Source organism: Acidovorax sp. Root568, from assembly GCF_001427445.1.
Classification (GTDB): domain Bacteria; phylum Pseudomonadota; class Gammaproteobacteria; order Burkholderiales; family Burkholderiaceae_C; genus Acidovorax; species Acidovorax delafieldii.
Map to the genome: position 1 here is coordinate 280,554 of NZ_LMGP01000016.1, position 16,058 is coordinate 296,611.

13 protein-coding genes are annotated in these 16,058 nt (G+C 65.9%); 5 read left to right on the forward strand and 8 right to left on the reverse strand.

Features of this window, described 5'->3' with window-relative positions; translation table 11 throughout:
* The first annotated feature begins 44 nt into the window (after window positions 1-44).
* A complete protein-coding gene (mpl, locus tag ASD75_RS15855; protein WP_056746912.1) occupies window positions 45-1,466 on the forward strand; it encodes a UDP-N-acetylmuramate:L-alanyl-gamma-D-glutamyl-meso-diaminopimelate ligase in 1,422 nt (473 codons plus the stop codon).
* A gap of 55 nt (window positions 1,467-1,521) precedes the next feature.
* Here mpl and ASD75_RS15860 read toward each other — a convergent pair whose 3' ends face one another.
* From ASD75_RS15860 to ASD75_RS15890, 7 genes are all read right to left on the reverse strand, one after another.
* Window positions 1,522-1,833 (reverse strand): hypothetical protein, encoded by a 312-nt coding sequence (locus ASD75_RS15860; protein ID WP_056746913.1) that lies wholly within the window; start codon window positions 1,831-1,833, stop codon window positions 1,522-1,524.
* Window positions 1,834-1,933: 100 nt separating this feature from the next.
* Complete coding sequence (locus tag ASD75_RS15865; protein ID WP_056746914.1) at window positions 1,934-3,055, reverse strand: 3-deoxy-7-phosphoheptulonate synthase; 1,122 nt, start codon at window positions 3,053-3,055, stop codon at window positions 1,934-1,936.
* Between the two features lie 281 nt (window positions 3,056-3,336).
* A complete protein-coding gene (locus ASD75_RS15870; protein ID WP_056066577.1) occupies window positions 3,337-3,876 on the reverse strand; it encodes a hypothetical protein in 540 nt (179 codons plus the stop codon).
* Window positions 3,877-3,986: 110 nt separating this feature from the next.
* Window positions 3,987-5,471, reverse strand: a complete 1,485-nt coding sequence (tldD, locus tag ASD75_RS15875) for a metalloprotease TldD (RefSeq protein WP_056066366.1) — start codon at window positions 5,469-5,471, stop codon at window positions 3,987-3,989.
* A 92-nt stretch (window positions 5,472-5,563) separates the two neighbouring features.
* The gene (locus tag ASD75_RS15880; protein ID WP_056746915.1) at window positions 5,564-5,902 is read right to left on the reverse strand and encodes a YegP family protein; all 339 of its coding nucleotides are present in this window, start codon (window positions 5,900-5,902) and stop codon (window positions 5,564-5,566) included.
* Window positions 5,903-5,996: 94 nt separating this feature from the next.
* Window positions 5,997-7,172, reverse strand: coding sequence for a rod shape-determining protein RodA (gene rodA / locus ASD75_RS15885; protein WP_056746916.1), 1,176 nt, complete (start codon window positions 7,170-7,172; stop codon window positions 5,997-5,999).
* Window positions 7,173-7,244: 72 nt separating this feature from the next.
* Window positions 7,245-9,683, reverse strand: a complete 2,439-nt coding sequence (locus tag ASD75_RS15890; RefSeq protein ID WP_056746917.1) for a serine/threonine protein kinase — start codon at window positions 9,681-9,683, stop codon at window positions 7,245-7,247.
* A gap of 114 nt (window positions 9,684-9,797) precedes the next feature.
* Between ASD75_RS15890 and ASD75_RS15895 the strand changes: the two genes are divergently transcribed.
* Window positions 9,798-10,382 (forward strand): YqiA/YcfP family alpha/beta fold hydrolase, encoded by a 585-nt coding sequence (locus ASD75_RS15895; protein WP_056746918.1) that lies wholly within the window; start codon window positions 9,798-9,800, stop codon window positions 10,380-10,382.
* 30 nt (window positions 10,383-10,412) lie between these two features.
* On the opposite strand, the gene ASD75_RS15900 is transcribed toward ASD75_RS15895, so the two are convergent.
* Window positions 10,413-12,008, reverse strand: a complete 1,596-nt coding sequence (locus tag ASD75_RS15900; protein ID WP_056746919.1) for a Wzy polymerase domain-containing protein — start codon at window positions 12,006-12,008, stop codon at window positions 10,413-10,415.
* Between the two features lie 89 nt (window positions 12,009-12,097).
* Between ASD75_RS15900 and ASD75_RS15905 the strand changes: the two genes are divergently transcribed.
* From ASD75_RS15905 to aroE, 3 genes are all read left to right on the forward strand, one after another.
* Window positions 12,098-14,173 carry a ribonuclease catalytic domain-containing protein gene (locus ASD75_RS15905; protein ID WP_056746920.1) on the forward strand — a complete coding sequence of 692 codons (2,076 nt, stop codon included), beginning with the start codon at window positions 12,098-12,100 and terminating at the stop codon, window positions 14,171-14,173.
* A gap of 30 nt (window positions 14,174-14,203) precedes the next feature.
* Window positions 14,204-15,064, forward strand: coding sequence for an energy transducer TonB (locus ASD75_RS15910; protein WP_056746921.1), 861 nt, complete (start codon window positions 14,204-14,206; stop codon window positions 15,062-15,064).
* A gap of 126 nt (window positions 15,065-15,190) precedes the next feature.
* The gene (aroE, locus tag ASD75_RS15915; protein ID WP_056746922.1) at window positions 15,191-16,045 is read left to right on the forward strand and encodes a shikimate dehydrogenase; all 855 of its coding nucleotides are present in this window, start codon (window positions 15,191-15,193) and stop codon (window positions 16,043-16,045) included.
* Window positions 16,046-16,058: the final 13 nt, after the last annotated feature.

The window sequence follows — 16,058 nt, forward strand, 5'->3', positions numbered from 1 at the left end:
TGCTTTGAACCGTGCGCGGAACCCCGGCTTTAGAATCAGCGCCCATGCATATACACATACTGGGCATCTGCGGCACTTTCATGGGAGGCTTGGCGGCCCTTGCGCGCGAGGCGGGCCACAAAGTGACAGGCTGCGACGCCGGGGTCTATCCCCCCATGAGCGACCAGCTCCGCGCGTTGGGCATCCACCTGATCGAAGGCTTCGGCGCCGACCAGCTTGCGCTCCGGCCCGACATGTTTGTGGTGGGCAACGTCGTGAGCCGCGCCAGGCTGGCCGATGGCTCCCCCAAGTTTCCGCTAATGGAAGCCATTCTGGACGCCGGACTGCCTTACACCAGCGGGCCCCAATGGCTGGCCGAGCACGTGTTGCAGGGCCGCCATGTGCTGGCCGTGGCTGGAACCCATGGCAAGACCACCACCACATCGATGCTGGCGTGGATTCTGGAGTCTTCCGGGCAGCAACCGGGCTTTCTGATCGGCGGGGTGCCGCTGAACTTTGGCGTGTCCGCACGCCTGGGCGCTGCACAGCGCCCCGCCCCCGCCGCCGCGCCGCTCGGGGCCGCGCCGCTGTTCGTGATCGAGGCCGACGAATACGACACCGCCTTTTTCGACAAACGCAGCAAGTTCGTGCACTACCGGCCCCGGACGGCTGTGTTGAACAATCTGGAGTTCGACCACGCGGACATCTTTGACGACCTGGCGGCCATCGAACGCCAGTTCCACCATCTGGTGCGCACCGTGCCGCCGTCGGGGCGCGTGGTGGTCAATGGGCTGGAAGAAAGCCTGGCACGTGTGCTGCACACCGGCTGCTGGAGCGAAGTGACCAGCTTTGGTGCTGCAGTCAGCGACCTTCACGCGGTGGGTGACCCGCAGGCTTTTGATGTGGTGCACCAAGGGCAAACCGTCGCGCGTGTGGAATGGTCGCTGACCGGCGTGCACAACCAGCTCAATGCGTTGGCAGCCATGGCAGCGGCCCACCATGTGGGCGTGGCGCCCGAGCAGGCGGCAGCCGCGTTGGGCAGTTTTCAGAACGTCAAGCGGCGCATGGAGCTGCGCGGCACAGCGGGCGGCGTGGCCGTGTACGACGACTTTGCCCACCATCCCACCGCATTGCGTACCACCCTGGACGGCTTGCGCCGCACCCTGGGCCCGGGTGCCCGCATCCTCGCTGTGTTCGAGCCCCGCAGCAACACCATGAAACTGGGCGCGATGAAAAGCCAACTGCCCTGGGCCCTGGAGCCGGCCGACCTGGCCTTTTGCCACACAGCTGGGCTGGACTGGGATGCCGCGCAGGCTCTGGCACCACTGGGCGTCGGCCCCGGACAGCGCGCCCAGACGGCCCCGGACATCGATACGCTGGTGGCCCTGGTCACCCAGGCCGCGCGCCCGGGCGACCATGTGGTGTGCATGAGCAATGGCGGTTTTGGCGGCATCCACGCCAAACTGCTGCAAGCACTACAAAAATAATAGCTGCCAGCATATATTCCACTAGCGCTAGCAGCCGATTTCTAGCCAATGGTGGTCAAAATGTGACTGCCATGCCCGGCACGTCCACGCGCACGATAGGCTTGGCCAGCGCGGCACTGGAGGCGCGCGCAAAGTCGCGGGACCACACTGGGTCCTGCATCAGCGCCGCACCGGCTGCGCGTGCCACGGTCAGCACCTTGTCGGCCAGCAGCACCTTGCCGCTGGCGCGCAAGGGCTCGCAGTCCAGCGCGATGAACTGGTCGTCGAGCCAGCGCCGACCCACCTCGTGGGCCATGGGCTCGGCACCCTCCAGATCAAAACGGTATTCCTGATTCGCGGCCAATTTGACCGACACTTCGCTGTGCATGATGGATCGCCTTTCTGCGTTTTTGCGGAGACTCGGGCCAGCAGCTGCACGTGGTGTGCAGCGATAGGCCCAAGTTTAGATCTTGCGACAGGTCTGACGATCAGCGGGCGCGACGCGCCTTGACGGAGTCCGACAGCTCGGCCAGCGCCTGCAGCGAAGCGTCCCAGCCCAGGCAGGCGTCGGTGATGCTCTTGCCGTATTCGAGTGCCGAAGGATCGTCCTTGCCGGGTGTGAACTTCTGGGCGCCTGCCGTCAGGTGGCTTTCGATCATCAGGCCGAAGACGCTGCGCGAACCGCCCGCCACCTGGGCCGCCACATCGCGGGCCACGTCCAGCTGCTTTTCGTGCTGCTTGCTGCTGTTGGCATGGCTGCAGTCCACCATCAATGTGGCGGGCAGCTTGGCGGCTTCGAGGTCTTTGCAAGCCGCGGCCACACTGGCAGCGTCGTAGTTGGGCGTCTTGCCGCCGCGCAAAATCACGTGGCAGTCCTTGTTGCCCTTGGTGTTCACGATGGCGACCTGGCCGTTCTTGTGCACCGACAGGAAGTGGTGGCCCCGGCTGGCCGACTGGATGGCGTCGGTGGCGATGCGGATGTTGCCGTCCGTGCCATTCTTGAAGCCGATGGGGGCCGAGATGCCGGAGGCCAGCTCGCGGTGCACCTGGCTTTCGGTGGTGCGTGCGCCAATCGCGCCCCAGCTGATCAGGTCGCCGATGTACTGGGGCGAAATCACGTCCAGGAACTCGCTGCCGGCAGGCATGCCCAGGCGGTTGATCTCGATGAGCAGCTGGCGCGCAATGCGCAGGCCTTCGTCGATGCGGTAGCTCTCGTCGAGGTAGGGGTCATTGATGAGCCCCTTCCAGCCCACGGTGGTGCGTGGCTTTTCGAAGTACACGCGCATCACGATCTCGAGCGTGTCAGCGTACTGGGTGCGCACAGCCATCAGGCTGCGGGCGTACTCGACAGCGGCGGCGGGATCGTGGATAGAGCAAGGGCCAATCACCACTAGCAGGCGGTCGTCCTTGCCCGCCATGATGTTGTGAATGTTCTTGCGGGTTTGGGTGATCAGCGTCTCGACCGGCGTGCCGCCGATCGGGAAGAAGCGGATCAGATGCTCGGGAGGAGGCAACACGGTGATGTCCTTGATACGTTCGTCGTCGGTCTGGCTGGTTTTCTCGACGCTGCGGTACCAGGCATCGCTGGTGGGATTCGTAGTGGCCGTCATGGTTGCTTCCTCGTGGAGTCGGTTGGAGTGGATGGAAAAACGGGAGGGCTGAAAAACAAAAACCGCCGGGCTTTGCAGCGTCGGCGGTTGGTATGGGGAGGTTGTGTGTGCTTGCGCGTTTTCCTCTCATCCGCCGGGGACCGAGATAAAAAACCAAAAATAAAACGCGCTGCGAATTTGCATGGAAAGCAATGTAGCACAGGAGTGCGGCAGTTCAGCACCCTCGGCATGTTGCAAATGCACGACATCCACTCGCCCCAAAAGCGCCAGACCAGAGCGATTCACCGGCGTCCCCCCCGAAACCATGCACGCAAGCGCTGCAACGCCGAGGGCTTGCGCGGCGGCTGCACGTCTTGCAAGTCGCTCGCAGGATTGCTCTGGTGCTCGTACATGTCGATGAGCAGCAGCGCTTCGCCCAGGGTCCGCCAGGCCAGCAGCTCGAACTGGTCAAAGCTTTCGCTTTCTTTGGTGCTGCGCCGCTCCAGCATCAGTTGCCAGTCTGCAATGGCGTTGCGCAGCTCCCGCAGTGCACGCTGGTAGGCGCCAAACTCGTACAGCGCGTGCCACGCTGAGCCCAGGCCAGTCAAAAACAACTGGTGTTCACGCGCGCTGTGCGACAAGGTCACCACACGGCGCGTGATCTCGGTGGTGTCCGAGCTGGTGCGGCGGATGCGAACTGCCTCGTCGATCTGCGAGGACAACGCACCAAGGCTGTCACGCAGCTGGCGCGAGTCCTCGTCGGCAACGCCCTCGCGCAAAAAGCGGCTGATGTCTCCAAACGACTGGAGCGTCAGCAATTGACTGGGGCGCGTGGCAGGCATGGTGTCACCCATTGTGCGCTGGCCAACGCGCAGTACAAGCCCCGAAAAGCGGGTGAAAACGCGAAGTCACGCACCACCCCAGGTCTGCCGGCAGGCTGCCAACGCAACCCTCAGGCCGTACCGCCCACCGTCAAGCCTTCGATGCGCAGCGTGGGTTGCCCCACGCCCACCGGCACGCTCTGGCCTTCCTTGCCGCAGGTACCCACGCCGCTGTCGAGGCGCATGTCGTTACCGATCATGGTCACCTTCTTGAGCGACTCAGGGCCGCTGCCGATGATGGTGGCGCCCTTGACGGGGTACTGGATCTTGCCGTTTTCCACCCAGTACGCTTCGCTGGCCGAGAACACGAACTTGCCCGAGGTGATGTCCACCTGCCCGCCGCCGAAGTTGCTGGCGTACAGGCCCTTCTTGATGCTGGCGATGATCTCTTGCGGGTCCTTGTCGCCGCCCAGCATGTAGGTGTTGGTCATGCGCGGCATGGGGATGTGGGCATAGCTCTCGCGGCGGCCGTTGCCGGTGGGTGCCACACCCATCAGGCGGGCGTTCAGAGAGTCCTGGATGTAGCCCTTCAGGATGCCGTCCTCGATCAGTACGTTGCGCTGGCTGGCGTGACCTTCGTCGTCCACATTCAGCGAACCTCGGCGGTCGGCAATGGTGCCGTCGTCCAGCACCGTGACGCCCTTGGCCGCCACACGCTGGCCAATGCGGCCGCTGAACGCGCTGGAGCCCTTGCGGTTGAAGTCGCCTTCCAGCCCGTGGCCAATGGCCTCGTGCAGCAGGATGCCGGGCCAGCCCGAGCCCAGCACCACGGTCATCTCGCCCGCCGGGGCGGGGCGGGACTCCAGGTTGACCAGGGCCGCATTCACGGCCTCGTCCACATATTTACCCATCTGCTCGTCGTCAAAATAGGCCAGGCCGAAACGGCCACCGCCGCCCGCAGAGCCCATTTCGCGGCGACCGTTCTGCTCGGCAATCACGGTGACGGACAGCCGCACCAGGGGGCGCACATCCGCCGCCAGCGTGCCATCGGCGCGCGCCACCAGCACCACGTCGTATTCACTGGCCAGCCCCGCCATCACCTGCGCCACGCGCGGGTCCTTGGCCCGGGCGCGCTGCTCCAGCCGCTCCAGCAGCGCCACCTTGGCCGTGCTGTCCAGCGAGGCAATCGGGTCCACGCCCGGGTACAGGCTGCGGCTGGATGCTACCTTTTTAGGAGCTACCCGCACTTTGCCTGCGTTCGCTATAGACGAAATAGACCGTACGGTGCGCGCTGCGTCCAGCAGCGATGCCTCGGAGATGTCGTCCGAATAGGCAAAGGCCGTCTTCTCGCCACTGACAGCACGCACCCCCACGCCCTGGTCGATGCTGAAGGAGCCTGTCTTGACGATGCCCTCTTCCAGGCTCCAGCCTTCACTGCGGGTGTACTGGAAGTACAGGTCCGCATCGTCCACCTGGTGGGTGCGGATCTCGGCCAGTGCGCGGGCGAGGTGGCCTTCGTCCAGGCCAAAAGGGGTCAGCAGCAGTTCACGGGCAACATCAATGCGCTGGCTGGTGGCCGCACGCTGGGGCGCGGCAGTGGTGGAGCGGAAAGTCATCGAAGCATTTTAGGCGCCTGACCAGCCCCTGCCCGTGTGGAGCCCACATGTCCCTATTTGACCCTGGCGCCCCGTCAGCGCCGCCCGCCGCCTTACGCGGCGGTTTGGTCATCCAGGCCGGCCTCGGCCGCATGGACCTGCACCGACTCGATGCCCGCGTCCCGGGCCTTGGCACCGGAGTACATCTGGCTTTGGCCAATCACCTGGCCATTGGCGGCCTTCAAGGTGAAATATGGCGCTCCGTTCTTGGCACTGAGCCTGCCAAAACGGCCATCGTTCGGAGCGTTCTTGCGCACCGCCTCGATACCACCCAGCGCGCTGGCGCGAGACTCGTACATCTCGCTGGTCAGGATGACCTGACCGTTGGCGGCCAGCAGGTTGAAGACAAACTTGTCGTTTTTCGACTTCTTGAGCTCGAACTTCGCCGCCATGGGGAAACCCTCCGGATGCTGAGCGGCCAAAACACGGTTGGCCAGCCGGTTTGTACCCCGAGGGCGTGTTCCAGGCAACCAGGCCCACAAGGCCCTACAGTGCTGCCGGGAGAGGATCCTTGGTTTCCTGTTTCTGGGATCGCGCCACCGACATCAGGATGCCCAGTGCCAGCCCCAGCGTCACCATGGCGGTGCCGCCATAGCTGATGAAGGGCAAAGGGACGCCCACCACCGGCAAGATGCCACTCACCATGCCCATGTTCACAAAGGCATAGGTGAAAAAGATCATAGACACCGCGCCCCCCATGAGGCGGCCAAACAAGGTGGTGGCGCCTGCGGCAATGGCCAGGCCCCTCCAGACCAGCAGCAGAAAACACACCAGCAGGAACAAGTTGCCCGCCAGGCCAAACTCTTCCGAATAGGCGGCAAAAATGAAGTCGGTGGTGCGCTCGGGGATGAACTCCAGGTGGGTTTGCGTGCCCGCCATGAAGCCCTTGCCCCATAGCCCGCCCGAGCCGATGGCGATCATGCCCTGGATGATGTGAAAGCCCTTGCCCAGCGGGTCGCGGGTGGGGTCCAGCAAGGTGCAGATGCGCTGCTGCTGGTAGTCGTGCAGCACCACCCATCGCACGCCATCCGCGCACAGCTGGTCGCCCAGCAGCACCAGGGTGGCAATGCCCACACCGCCAATCAGCACCGGGGGCAGGATCAGCTTCCAGGACAGGCCCGCAAAAAAGATCACCGAGAGCCCCGCAGCCAGCACCAGCAGCGAGGTACCGAGGTCGGGCTGCTTCATGACCAGGCCCACCGGAACCGCCAGCAGCAGGCCCGCCGCCGCAAAGTCCAAGGGACGCAGCGTGCCCTCGCGCTTCTGGAACCACCAAGCCAGCATCAGTGGCATGGCGATCTTGAGGATTTCGCTGGGCTGGATCACGATACCCACGTTGATCCAGCGCGTGGCCCCTTTTTTGGTGATGCCAAACAGCGCCACCGCCACCAGCAGGGCCACCCCGGTCAGGTACAGCGGCACGGCGCAAGCCATGATTTTCTGGGGGGGCACCTGGGCCACCATGAACAGGATGGCTCCTGCAATCAGCATGTTGCGCCCGTGGTCCACAAACCGCGTGCCGTGGTCATAACCCGACGAATACATGGCCAGCAACCCCGCGCTGGCCAGCATCAGCACCAGCAACAGGAGGGGAAGGTCAAAGCCCCGGAACAGGGGCGCCAGACGCTGGACGAGCGTGGGCTTTTCAAAAACGACGGCCATTCCCCGATTATCGGGGGGATGCCGGGCGTCAGAGCAGCCAACTCCCCGGCAGAGAGATCGTCGACAGCGGCACTACCCTGCCTGCCGGAAGGCCATCACGGCCTGGTTGCGCAGGGTGCGCAGCAGGCCCAGGGCCTTGTCATCCACCACAATGCCCCCCGGTGTGGCCTGATCGGCATAGATGAGGGCAAAGGGCTGCCCCTTGATTTGCAGCGGCAGCAGCAGGAACGACGGTGCATTGACGCCCTTGCGGTACCACTCGGGCAGCCGCGCCTGCATGCGGGGCTCGGTGGCGTCGTTGATCAGGGTGTCTGCACCGCGCAGGCACACGGCGGCAAACAGGTCGCCCTGGGCCTTGAGGGGTACCTTGAGGGCCCGCACGGCCACCTCGCTGCCCTCCCCCAGGCCAAAGCGGCCGGTCAACATGTCGGTGCGGGCCTCGCGCAGGCAAAACACCATGCGTCGGAAACCCAGCGCGCGGAACATGGTCTCCAGGATCATGCGCAGTACGTCGTTGAGCTGAAAACTCTCGACCATGGCGTTGGTGATGTCCTGAATGCCTGCAGCCAGCACCTCATTGACCTGCGCCACCGACACCGCCCCTCCGGCCTGGGACTCCAGCACGGCAGGCAGGGGCTGGGTTTCGTTCACGCGCAACTCGTGGGCGCCCAGCGCGTCATCGGGAGCCACAGACGCACCCGCAGCCGACGGCAGCTTGAGCAGGCGGGCGGCTGGTGTGTCCGGTGCCACGCGCAGGTCCAGCGCCTCGGCCAGTGCCACCAGCTTGTGGCGCGCACGCAGGGTGGCTTCGGCAATGGCCTCAGCCGACAGCGCCAGCGTGCGTGCGTAGCGCATGCCCACTTGGCCCAGCTGCCCCTCCAGCTGAGCAGGTTCGCAGAACAGCAAGGCGCTGGCGACCTCGTTGGCCGCCATGGCCGCCCAGCGCAGGCGCTCCACCCCCTGCTCGGGCGCGCGCTGCATGGGTGAGCCCAGCGGCTTGCGCATGCAGCGCTGCAGGCTTTCGGGCAGACCCCAGACACGCGCCACGCCCACTCCCAGATCCTCAAACCCCAGGCCCAGCACCTGTACCGATGCAGCCTCTTCCCCGCCCTCCATGCGCCCCGAGGCCACCAGGCTGCGCACCTGCCGGGCCTCTTCAGGAAAGTAGAACTCGCACAGCATGCGCCCCAGGTTCTGGAACATCGCCCCGATGAAGGCCTCCTCGGCCGCCTGGCTGGTGCTGCACAGCTCGGCCGCGACCGAGCCCGCCATCATGGCGCGCAAAAATTCCTCGCGCATCTGGCTGGCATGGGCCTTGTCCTGCATGTGGTCCAGCAACACCAGGCTCAGCGCCATGTTCCGCACTGCATTGAAGCCCACCAGGCTCACCGCGCGCGACACGGTGCTGATGGTGCCCCGGCTGGCGTGGGCGTAATGCACGCTATTGACCAGACGCAGCAGCTTGTTGGTGAGCGCCACGTCTTTCAGGATCTCGTGGGTCAGGTCGCTGATGCTGTCGTCTTCCGAATTGGCCACCCGCTGGATGCGGGCCACAGAATCCGACAAGGCCGGGAAGTCGCTCTTGTGGCGCATGCGCCGCAGCAAAAAGTCCAGCGTGGCGTTGCTCGCGGCCGATGGCGCACTGGCCGGAGCCGCCCAGGCACGCAGCGCATCCCGAAAGTCCGCCGCCGTGGCGTAGCGCTGCGCGGGGTCGCGTGCCATGGCCCGCTGCAGGATGGCGCGCAGGCCGTCGTCCACGCCCGACCCCAGGTCGGCGGGCAGCGCCAGGTTTTCGTTGGCAATGCGGTACAGCGCCTGCCAGGTGTCTTTTTGGTGGATGAGGGGGCGCCCGGTCAGCATCTCGATGAGCACCAACGCGGCGGAATACACGTCCATCCCCGGGGTGGGCGCAGCGCCCGCCGCCGCCTCCGGTGCCATGTAGGCGGGCGTGCCGCTTGCCAGCTGGGCATCGGGCGCCGCCTGCACGGGGGCCGCCATGCCAAAGTCCATCACCCGGGCGTGCCGGTGCGCATCGATCATGATGTTGGACGGCTTGAGATCGCGGTGCACGATGCCCGCCTGATGGGCGGCATGCAAGCCATCAAGTACATCCACCAAAAGTGCCACGGCGTCATGCGGCGTACAGCGCCCCTGCTGGGCCAGGTGTTCGGCCAGCGTGTGGCCTGGCACGTACTCGAACACGATATAGGGCTGCGAGCCCTGCACGTCGGCCTCGAACACCGGCACGATGTAGGGGTGGGCCAGGCGCCCGACATGGCGCGCCTCGCGCAGCCACTGCTCCAGCACGGAAGGGTCCTGGTCCTGCATGGGGCGCATGAGTTTGATGGCCACTTCGCGCTGCAGACGGGGGTCCAGCGCCAGCCACACGGTGGCCTGGGGGCCTCGGCCCAGCTGCTTCTTGAGCTCAAACCGACCCAGCGAGGCAGGCGGCTTATCGCCTGATCCGAGCGCCCATCGTCTGGCAGTGGAAAGCGGGGCAAAATCGGTCATGGTGCGGGTAGCAAAACCAGGCGCCGCACGGTGTGGCGCCCCGGTACGCACATCTTATGCCTGCGCCAGCCCGGTTAAAGCAGTGATTCCCCTGCCCCGATCACTTTCTGTCTCATGACCACCACCCACCTGCTGTATCTGCACGGTTTTCGCTCGTCCCCCTCGTCGTCCAAGGCCCGCCAGACTGCGGCCTACATGGCAGCCCACCACCCCTCCGTGACCTTCTGGTGCCCCCAGTTGCCGCCATCGCCGCGGGCCGCCATGGCGCTCGTGGCGCAGGGCATTGCCGATTGGCCCCGGCCGTCCATGGCCGTGATCGGCTCTTCGCTGGGCGGCTTCTACGCCAGCTGGGTGGCGCAGCACGCGGGTTGCCCCAGCGTGATGCTCAACCCCGCCGTGGACCCGGCACGTGATCTGGCCCGCTACATCGGCGAGCAGACCAGCTGGCATGACCCGAACGAGCGGTTTTATTTTCTGCCGGAGTACATCGACGAGTTGCAGGCCCTGGACATGCGGGGTCGCTCGCCCGCAGCCCCTGAGCTGGCCATCGTTGCCAAGGGCGACGAAGTGCTGGACTGGCGTGAGATGGTGGGGCGCTACCCGCAGGCCAAGCAGGTGGTACTGGAGGGAGGCGACCACGCGCTGGGCAACTATGGGGACTACCTGCCCTTGGTGAGCCAGTTTCTGCGGCTGGCCTGAATGCGCGGAGGCCGTCCGCCGCGCCTCCGTTCAGGGCTTGAGGTGTGACGAAATCCGCCGACCCTGCTCCCGCCACCGCTCATAGTCCGCCGGGTACGCAGCACGGTATCGCTTGAGGTGAAACGCCGCCTCGTCGTCCAGCCCCAGCATCGTGGCGCTTTCGATCAGCGGCTCGATCACCCGGGGTTCGGGCGAGAAGTGCAGCAGCTTGTTGGCCACCCCAAAGACTTGGCCCGCATTGCTGGGCGAAAGCTCGATGGTGGTCAGCAGCGCAAAATCGACCTGATCGGTGAAAAAGGGGGTGTTACCCACCTTGCGAACGGTGTCCTGGCGCAGGGACGGCGGCCGGTCGGCGAGCGGTTTGTACAGCTGGCCGACGCGATAAAAATCCCAGCCCACATAGGCCCCTGTTGCCAGCGCGGCCACGATGACGCTGACCGCCCCCCGGCGTGCGCCCAGCGAGCTTGCCCAGCCGGGCAGCTGCCAGCGCCACAGCAACGCGACGGCCAGCACCGTGACCAGCTGGAACGGCCCGTACCACAGCGGAAACTCCAGCAGGCTGTGCAGACCCAGCGGCGCCAAGATGCCCCAGGCCAGTTGCCGCGCTGGATCGGTCTCGCGCCAGGGCTTTTCGCGCAGCACCCACACCACCACCGCGGCACAAAAGATCAGCGCCACCGGCACGCCCAGCTCCACCGCAAGGTGCAGGGGCAGGTTGTGGGCATTGTCCAGCAACACACAAAACCGCTCGCCCGGGAACACGGTGACATAGTGCGCGTAGTCCAGCTCCCCCCAGCCCCAGCCCACCCAGGGCTTTTGGGCGATCAGGTGCAGCACATTGGCCCACAGCACGCGGCGGCTGGTGCAACCAGGCTCTTCGTCGAGGATGCGCACAAACAGCCCATCCGATGCGAACCCGGTCCAGTCCAGCAGTAAACGGGGCAGCAGCCAGGCCGCTGCGCCATACAAAACCAGTCCCACCAGCCCCACCCCAGGAACCAGACGCCCCCATGACACGCGCCAGCACACCACGAGCCCCAGCAGTAACAACCACTGCGCAGCCCCGGTGCGCGACGCCGTGGCCGCGCTCGACATCGCCAGCAATGCCAGCCCACAAGCCACCAGCCAACCCGTCAACCAACCGGGCCAAGCTTGCCCTGTCTGAAAGGGGGTGACAGAGCCTGGCTGTTCCAAACGCCCTTGCCTCTGAACCAGGGTCCACAGCAAGGCCCACACTCCCAGGCTCAACAGCGTGGCCTGCTGATTGCGCTGGCGCAGGTTGCCGATGGCCTGCCCCAGTGTGGAGGGCTGCACCCCTGGCAGGCCAGGGTCCCCCAGAAAGTACTGCAGCAGCCCGATGACTGCACTGATCAGTGCCGCTACGAGAAGGCCCGCCGCCAGCATCCGGCTCGACACCAGGGCTGGCGCAACCCCGGTCTCCCCTTCCTGATACCGCCCAGGCGAACTGCCGCAGCGAGCCAGGGCCAGCAGCACTAGCACCGCGCCGCAGCCCCAGGACGCCAGCAGGGGCCAGAAGTTGTTGATGGGGGCCTGCGTGAAGCAGAACAGGAACGGCAGCGCCAGTGCCAGCAGTGTCAGCGGCGTGGCCATGGTGGCAAAGGGCATGGGATGGCAGGTCGGGCAGAAAGGGCGCGCCGTGGATCATATGCGCGGCTGCCCGGGTACCCGCTGGCGCCCATGGGACAATCGCCGCCATGCACGCATTGTTTGAAGAAGCCGGCAAATTTCTCGCCGGCCGTATCCTGTCCGAAGCCGATACCTCCGCCCAAGTGGAGCTGGACTCGGGCAAACGGGTCAAGGTCAAGGCCGCCCACATCCTCCTGAAGTTCGAAAAACCCGCCCCGGCAGAACTCGTCGCCCAGGCCCAGGCCGTGGCCGAGACCATCGAGCTGGACCTGGCCTGGGAGTTCGCGCCCGAAGACGAATTTGGCTTTGCCGACCTGGCGCGAGACTATTTCTCCGAGAACGCCACGCTGGCCCAGCAGGCCGGTGCGCTGTTCCGCCTGTACGACGCGCCCCACTACTTCCGCCGTGCGGGCAAGGGCCGCTTCAAGAAGGCCTCGGCCGAGATCCTGCAGCAGGCGCTGGCCGCCATCGAGAAGAAAAAGGCCATCCTGGCGCAGATCGACGAGTGGGCCGCAGCGCTCGGACGCGGCGAATGCCCGCAGCCCATCCGCGACCAGCTCTACAAGATCTTGTTCAAGCCGGACAAGAACGCGCCCGAATACAAGGCCGTGGTCGAGGCCAGCCGCGCCACGCACACCGCACCGCTGGACCTGCTGCAAAAAGCGGGCGCCATCGATTCGGCCTACCAGTTCCACTGGAAGCGCTTTCTGTTCGAGAACTTCCCCAAGGGCACGGGCTTTCCCGCGCTCACGGCGCCCGTCATTGCCGACGAGCTGCCGCTGTCGTCCGCACAGGCGTACTCCATCGACGATTCGCAGACCACCGAAATCGACGATGCGCTGTCGGTACAAGGCCTGGGCACCGGCACCGTGGTGCTGGGCATCCACATCGCCGCACCCGGCCTGGCCATCCAGCCGGGCAGCGCCATCGACCAGCTCGGACGCGCCCGCTTGTCCACCGTGTACATGCCGGGCTACAAGATCACCATGCTGCCGGATGACGTGGTGCAGACCTACACGCTGGACGAAGGCCGCGCCAACCCGGCCGTGTCTCTATATGTGACCATCGACGAGGCCACACTGGAGTTCAAGGGCTCCGAGACCCGGCTGGAGCGCGTGCATGTGGCCGCCAACCTGCGCCACGACCAGCTCGATGCGGTGGTGACCGAAGAATGGCTGTCCAACCCGGCGTTTGAGCACCAAAACGACCCCAAGCGCTTGTCCGAATTGCGCCCGCAGCTATCCTTTTTGCACCGCCTCGCCAAGGACCTCAAGGCCCGTCGCGAAGTGGTGCGTGGCAAGCCCGAGAACTTCAACCGGCCGGACTACAACTTCCGCCTGGTCGGCAACAACGGTGCCGAGCCCACGGGCGATGAACAAGTGCAGATCAGCGTTCGCCAGCGCGGCGCGCCACTCGACCTGATCGTGGCCGAGGCCATGATCGTGGCCAACAGCACCTGGGGCAGCTGGATGGCCGAGCTGGGCGTGCCCGGCATCTACCGCAGCCAAGCCAGCATGGCGCCGGGCGTGAAGGTGCGCATGGGCACCAAGGCGCTGCCGCACGCAGGCATCGGTGTCAAAGCCTATTCGTGGGCCACATCACCCCTGCGCCGCTACACCGATCTGGTCAACCAGTGGCAGATCATTGCCTGCGCCCGCCATGGCAAGACGGCCGCACTGGCCGCGCCCTTCAAGCCCAAGGACGCCGACCTGTTCTCCATCATCAGCAGCTTCGATGCGGCCTACAGCGCCTACAACGGCTACCAGGCCGGCATGGAACGCTTCTGGACGCTCAAGTACGTGGAGCAGAACGGCATCACCGAGCTGAACGCCACGGTCTTCAAGGAAGGCCCGGGCGGCAGCTTCCTGGTGCGGGCAGACGATATTCCGCTGGTCTTCCCCGTGCTGGGCGCGCAGAACCTGCCGCGCGGTGCGCGCCTCAAGGTCAAGCTGGGCGAAGTGGACGAGATCACCCTCGACATCCACGGCACCGTGATCGAGCGCCTGGACGACCCCGCCGACACCAGCGACGACGGCCCGGTGGACGATGCCGAGGACGACGACACCGTGGCAGGGCCCATCGCCATTGCCGTGGACGTGAACGAGGCCCCCGCCGACGCCACTGCAGCAGCACCGGCCGCCTAAGCCCCGGACAGCCCCTGATAATTGCCGGCGATGAAACTCCCTGCCTTCCTCCGCACCTTCAGCACGCTGCAGCTGGCGCTGGGCGTCTCCATCGCCGTACACGCTGCACTCATCTCCGTGCGCTTCATTGACCCCGAGGGCTTCAACCGGGTGTTCCAGGACACGCCGCTCGAAGTCATCCTGGTCAACGCCAAGTCGAACGAGCGGCCCGACAAGGCCCAGGCGATTGCCCAGGCCAACCTGGCAGGCGGAGGCGATGCAGAGAAGGGCCGGGCCACCAGCCCCCTGCCCTATTCGGCCCTGACCACCATCGGTGACGACTACGAAGAGGCCCAGCGCAAGATGGACGCGATGCAGGAGCAGCAGGCCCAGCTGCTGGCCCAGTTGCGCAAGCAGCTGGCCACCATGCCAGCGCCCGATCCGCGCCAGGCCAGCCAGAGCGGAGAACAGGCCAGCGAGCAGGAAAAGCGCCGCCAGCTGGTCAAGCTGCTGGCCGAGATAGAAAAACGCATCAACGAAGAAAACTCGCGCCCCAAGAAGCGCTACATCAGCCCCGCCACCCGCGAGGAAGCCTATGCCGTGTACTACGACGCGCTGCGCCGCAAGGTCGAGGACAAGGGCACCGAAAACTTCCCGGAGCAGGGTGGGCGCAAGCTGTACGGCGAGCTGACGATGATCGTCACCGTCAACCACGACGGCCGCGTGCTGGGCACGGAGATCGTGCAGGGCTCAGGCAACGGCACGCTGGACCGCCGCGCCGAAGCCATTGCCCGCGCCGCAGGGCCGTTTGGCGCCTTTGATGCCGAGATGCGCAAGAAGGCCGACCAGATCGCCATGGTGGCGCGCTTCAAGTTCACCCGCGACCAGACCCTGGAAACCGTTGTGAAGTAACTGCCCGGCGGGTGCGCAGCGAGGCCCTTCTCGCAGGCCGCCAAGGCCTCCACGCCCACCTGCCCGCCCCACAGAACACACCGCACGGCCGCCCGTACCGCCAGCCCCACGCCGCCCTAGCCACCCATGACATCCCCCGCCTCCCCTGCCGACCTGTACTGCGTGATGGGCAACCCGGTCGCCCACAGCCGCTCGCCTGCCATCCACGCCCGTTTTGCCGAGCTGACCGGTGAACACATTGCCTACGAACGCCGCCTGGTGCCCATGGACGGGTTTGCCCAAGGCGTGCGCGCGTTCGCGGCAGAGGGCGGGCGCGGCTGCAACGTCACCGTGCCCTTCAAGACCGACGCACCGGGCCTGGCGACCGAGTGCAGCGAACGCGTGCGGCTGGCGGGCGCTGCCAACACGCTCACCTTTCGCGCGGACGGCAGCATCTACGCCGACAACACCGACGGCCTGGGCCTGGTGGCAGACATCACGCACAACGCAGGGGTGTCGCTGGCCGGGCGCGACGTACTGCTGGTGGGTGCCGGTGGCGCAGCCGCTGGTGTGCTGGGCCCGCTGCTGCTGGCAGGCGCCCGCCACATCACCGTGGCCAACCGCACCCTGGCCAAGGCGCAAGCGCTGGTGCAGTCGCACAGCGCACTGGCAGCGCTACAAAAAGCAGAGCTGTCAGCACAAGATCCACTAGCGCTATCGGCCAATTTCGATGTGATCATCAACGCCACGGCCAGCAGCCTCTCTGGCGGCGGTGTGCCGGTCCCCGCCAGCGTGCTGCGCCCGGGCGCTCTGGCCTACGACATGATGTACGGCCCCGCTGCGCAAGGCTTCCTCGACTGGGCGCGCCAGCACGGTGCGGAGCCCCGTGACGGCTTGGGCATGCTGGTGGAACAGGCCGCTGAAGCCTTCTTGCTGTGGCGCGGTGTGCGTCCGCCTTCGGCCCAGGTGCTGCGCGAAATGCAGCAATCCATGGCGGCCTGAGCCCCGAGGACGC

Coding starts and splice junctions, on each gene's coding strand:
- ASD75_RS15880 (WP_056746915.1), bottom strand. CDS start 5,902: ATGGCGGCGAAGTTCGAGCTCAAGAAGTCGAAAAACGACAAGTTTGTC.
- rodA (WP_056746916.1), bottom strand. CDS start 7,172: ATGGCCGTCGTTTTTGAAAAGCCCACGCTCGTCCAGCGTCTGGCGCCC.
- aroE (WP_056746922.1), top strand. CDS start 15,191: ATGACATCCCCCGCCTCCCCTGCCGACCTGTACTGCGTGATGGGCAAC.
- tldD (WP_056066366.1), bottom strand. CDS start 5,471: ATGACTTTCCGCTCCACCACTGCCGCGCCCCAGCGTGCGGCCACCAGC.
- ASD75_RS15870 (WP_056066577.1), bottom strand. CDS start 3,876: ATGCCTGCCACGCGCCCCAGTCAATTGCTGACGCTCCAGTCGTTTGGA.
- ASD75_RS15890 (WP_056746917.1), bottom strand. CDS start 9,683: ATGACCGATTTTGCCCCGCTTTCCACTGCCAGACGATGGGCGCTCGGA.
- ASD75_RS15900 (WP_056746919.1), bottom strand. CDS start 12,008: ATGCCCTTTGCCACCATGGCCACGCCGCTGACACTGCTGGCACTGGCG.
- mpl (WP_056746912.1), top strand. CDS start 45: ATGCATATACACATACTGGGCATCTGCGGCACTTTCATGGGAGGCTTG.
- ASD75_RS15895 (WP_056746918.1), top strand. CDS start 9,798: ATGACCACCACCCACCTGCTGTATCTGCACGGTTTTCGCTCGTCCCCC.
- ASD75_RS15860 (WP_056746913.1), bottom strand. CDS start 1,833: ATGCACAGCGAAGTGTCGGTCAAATTGGCCGCGAATCAGGAATACCGT.
- ASD75_RS15905 (WP_056746920.1), top strand. CDS start 12,098: ATGCACGCATTGTTTGAAGAAGCCGGCAAATTTCTCGCCGGCCGTATC.
- ASD75_RS15910 (WP_056746921.1), top strand. CDS start 14,204: ATGAAACTCCCTGCCTTCCTCCGCACCTTCAGCACGCTGCAGCTGGCG.
- ASD75_RS15865 (WP_056746914.1), bottom strand. CDS start 3,055: ATGACGGCCACTACGAATCCCACCAGCGATGCCTGGTACCGCAGCGTC.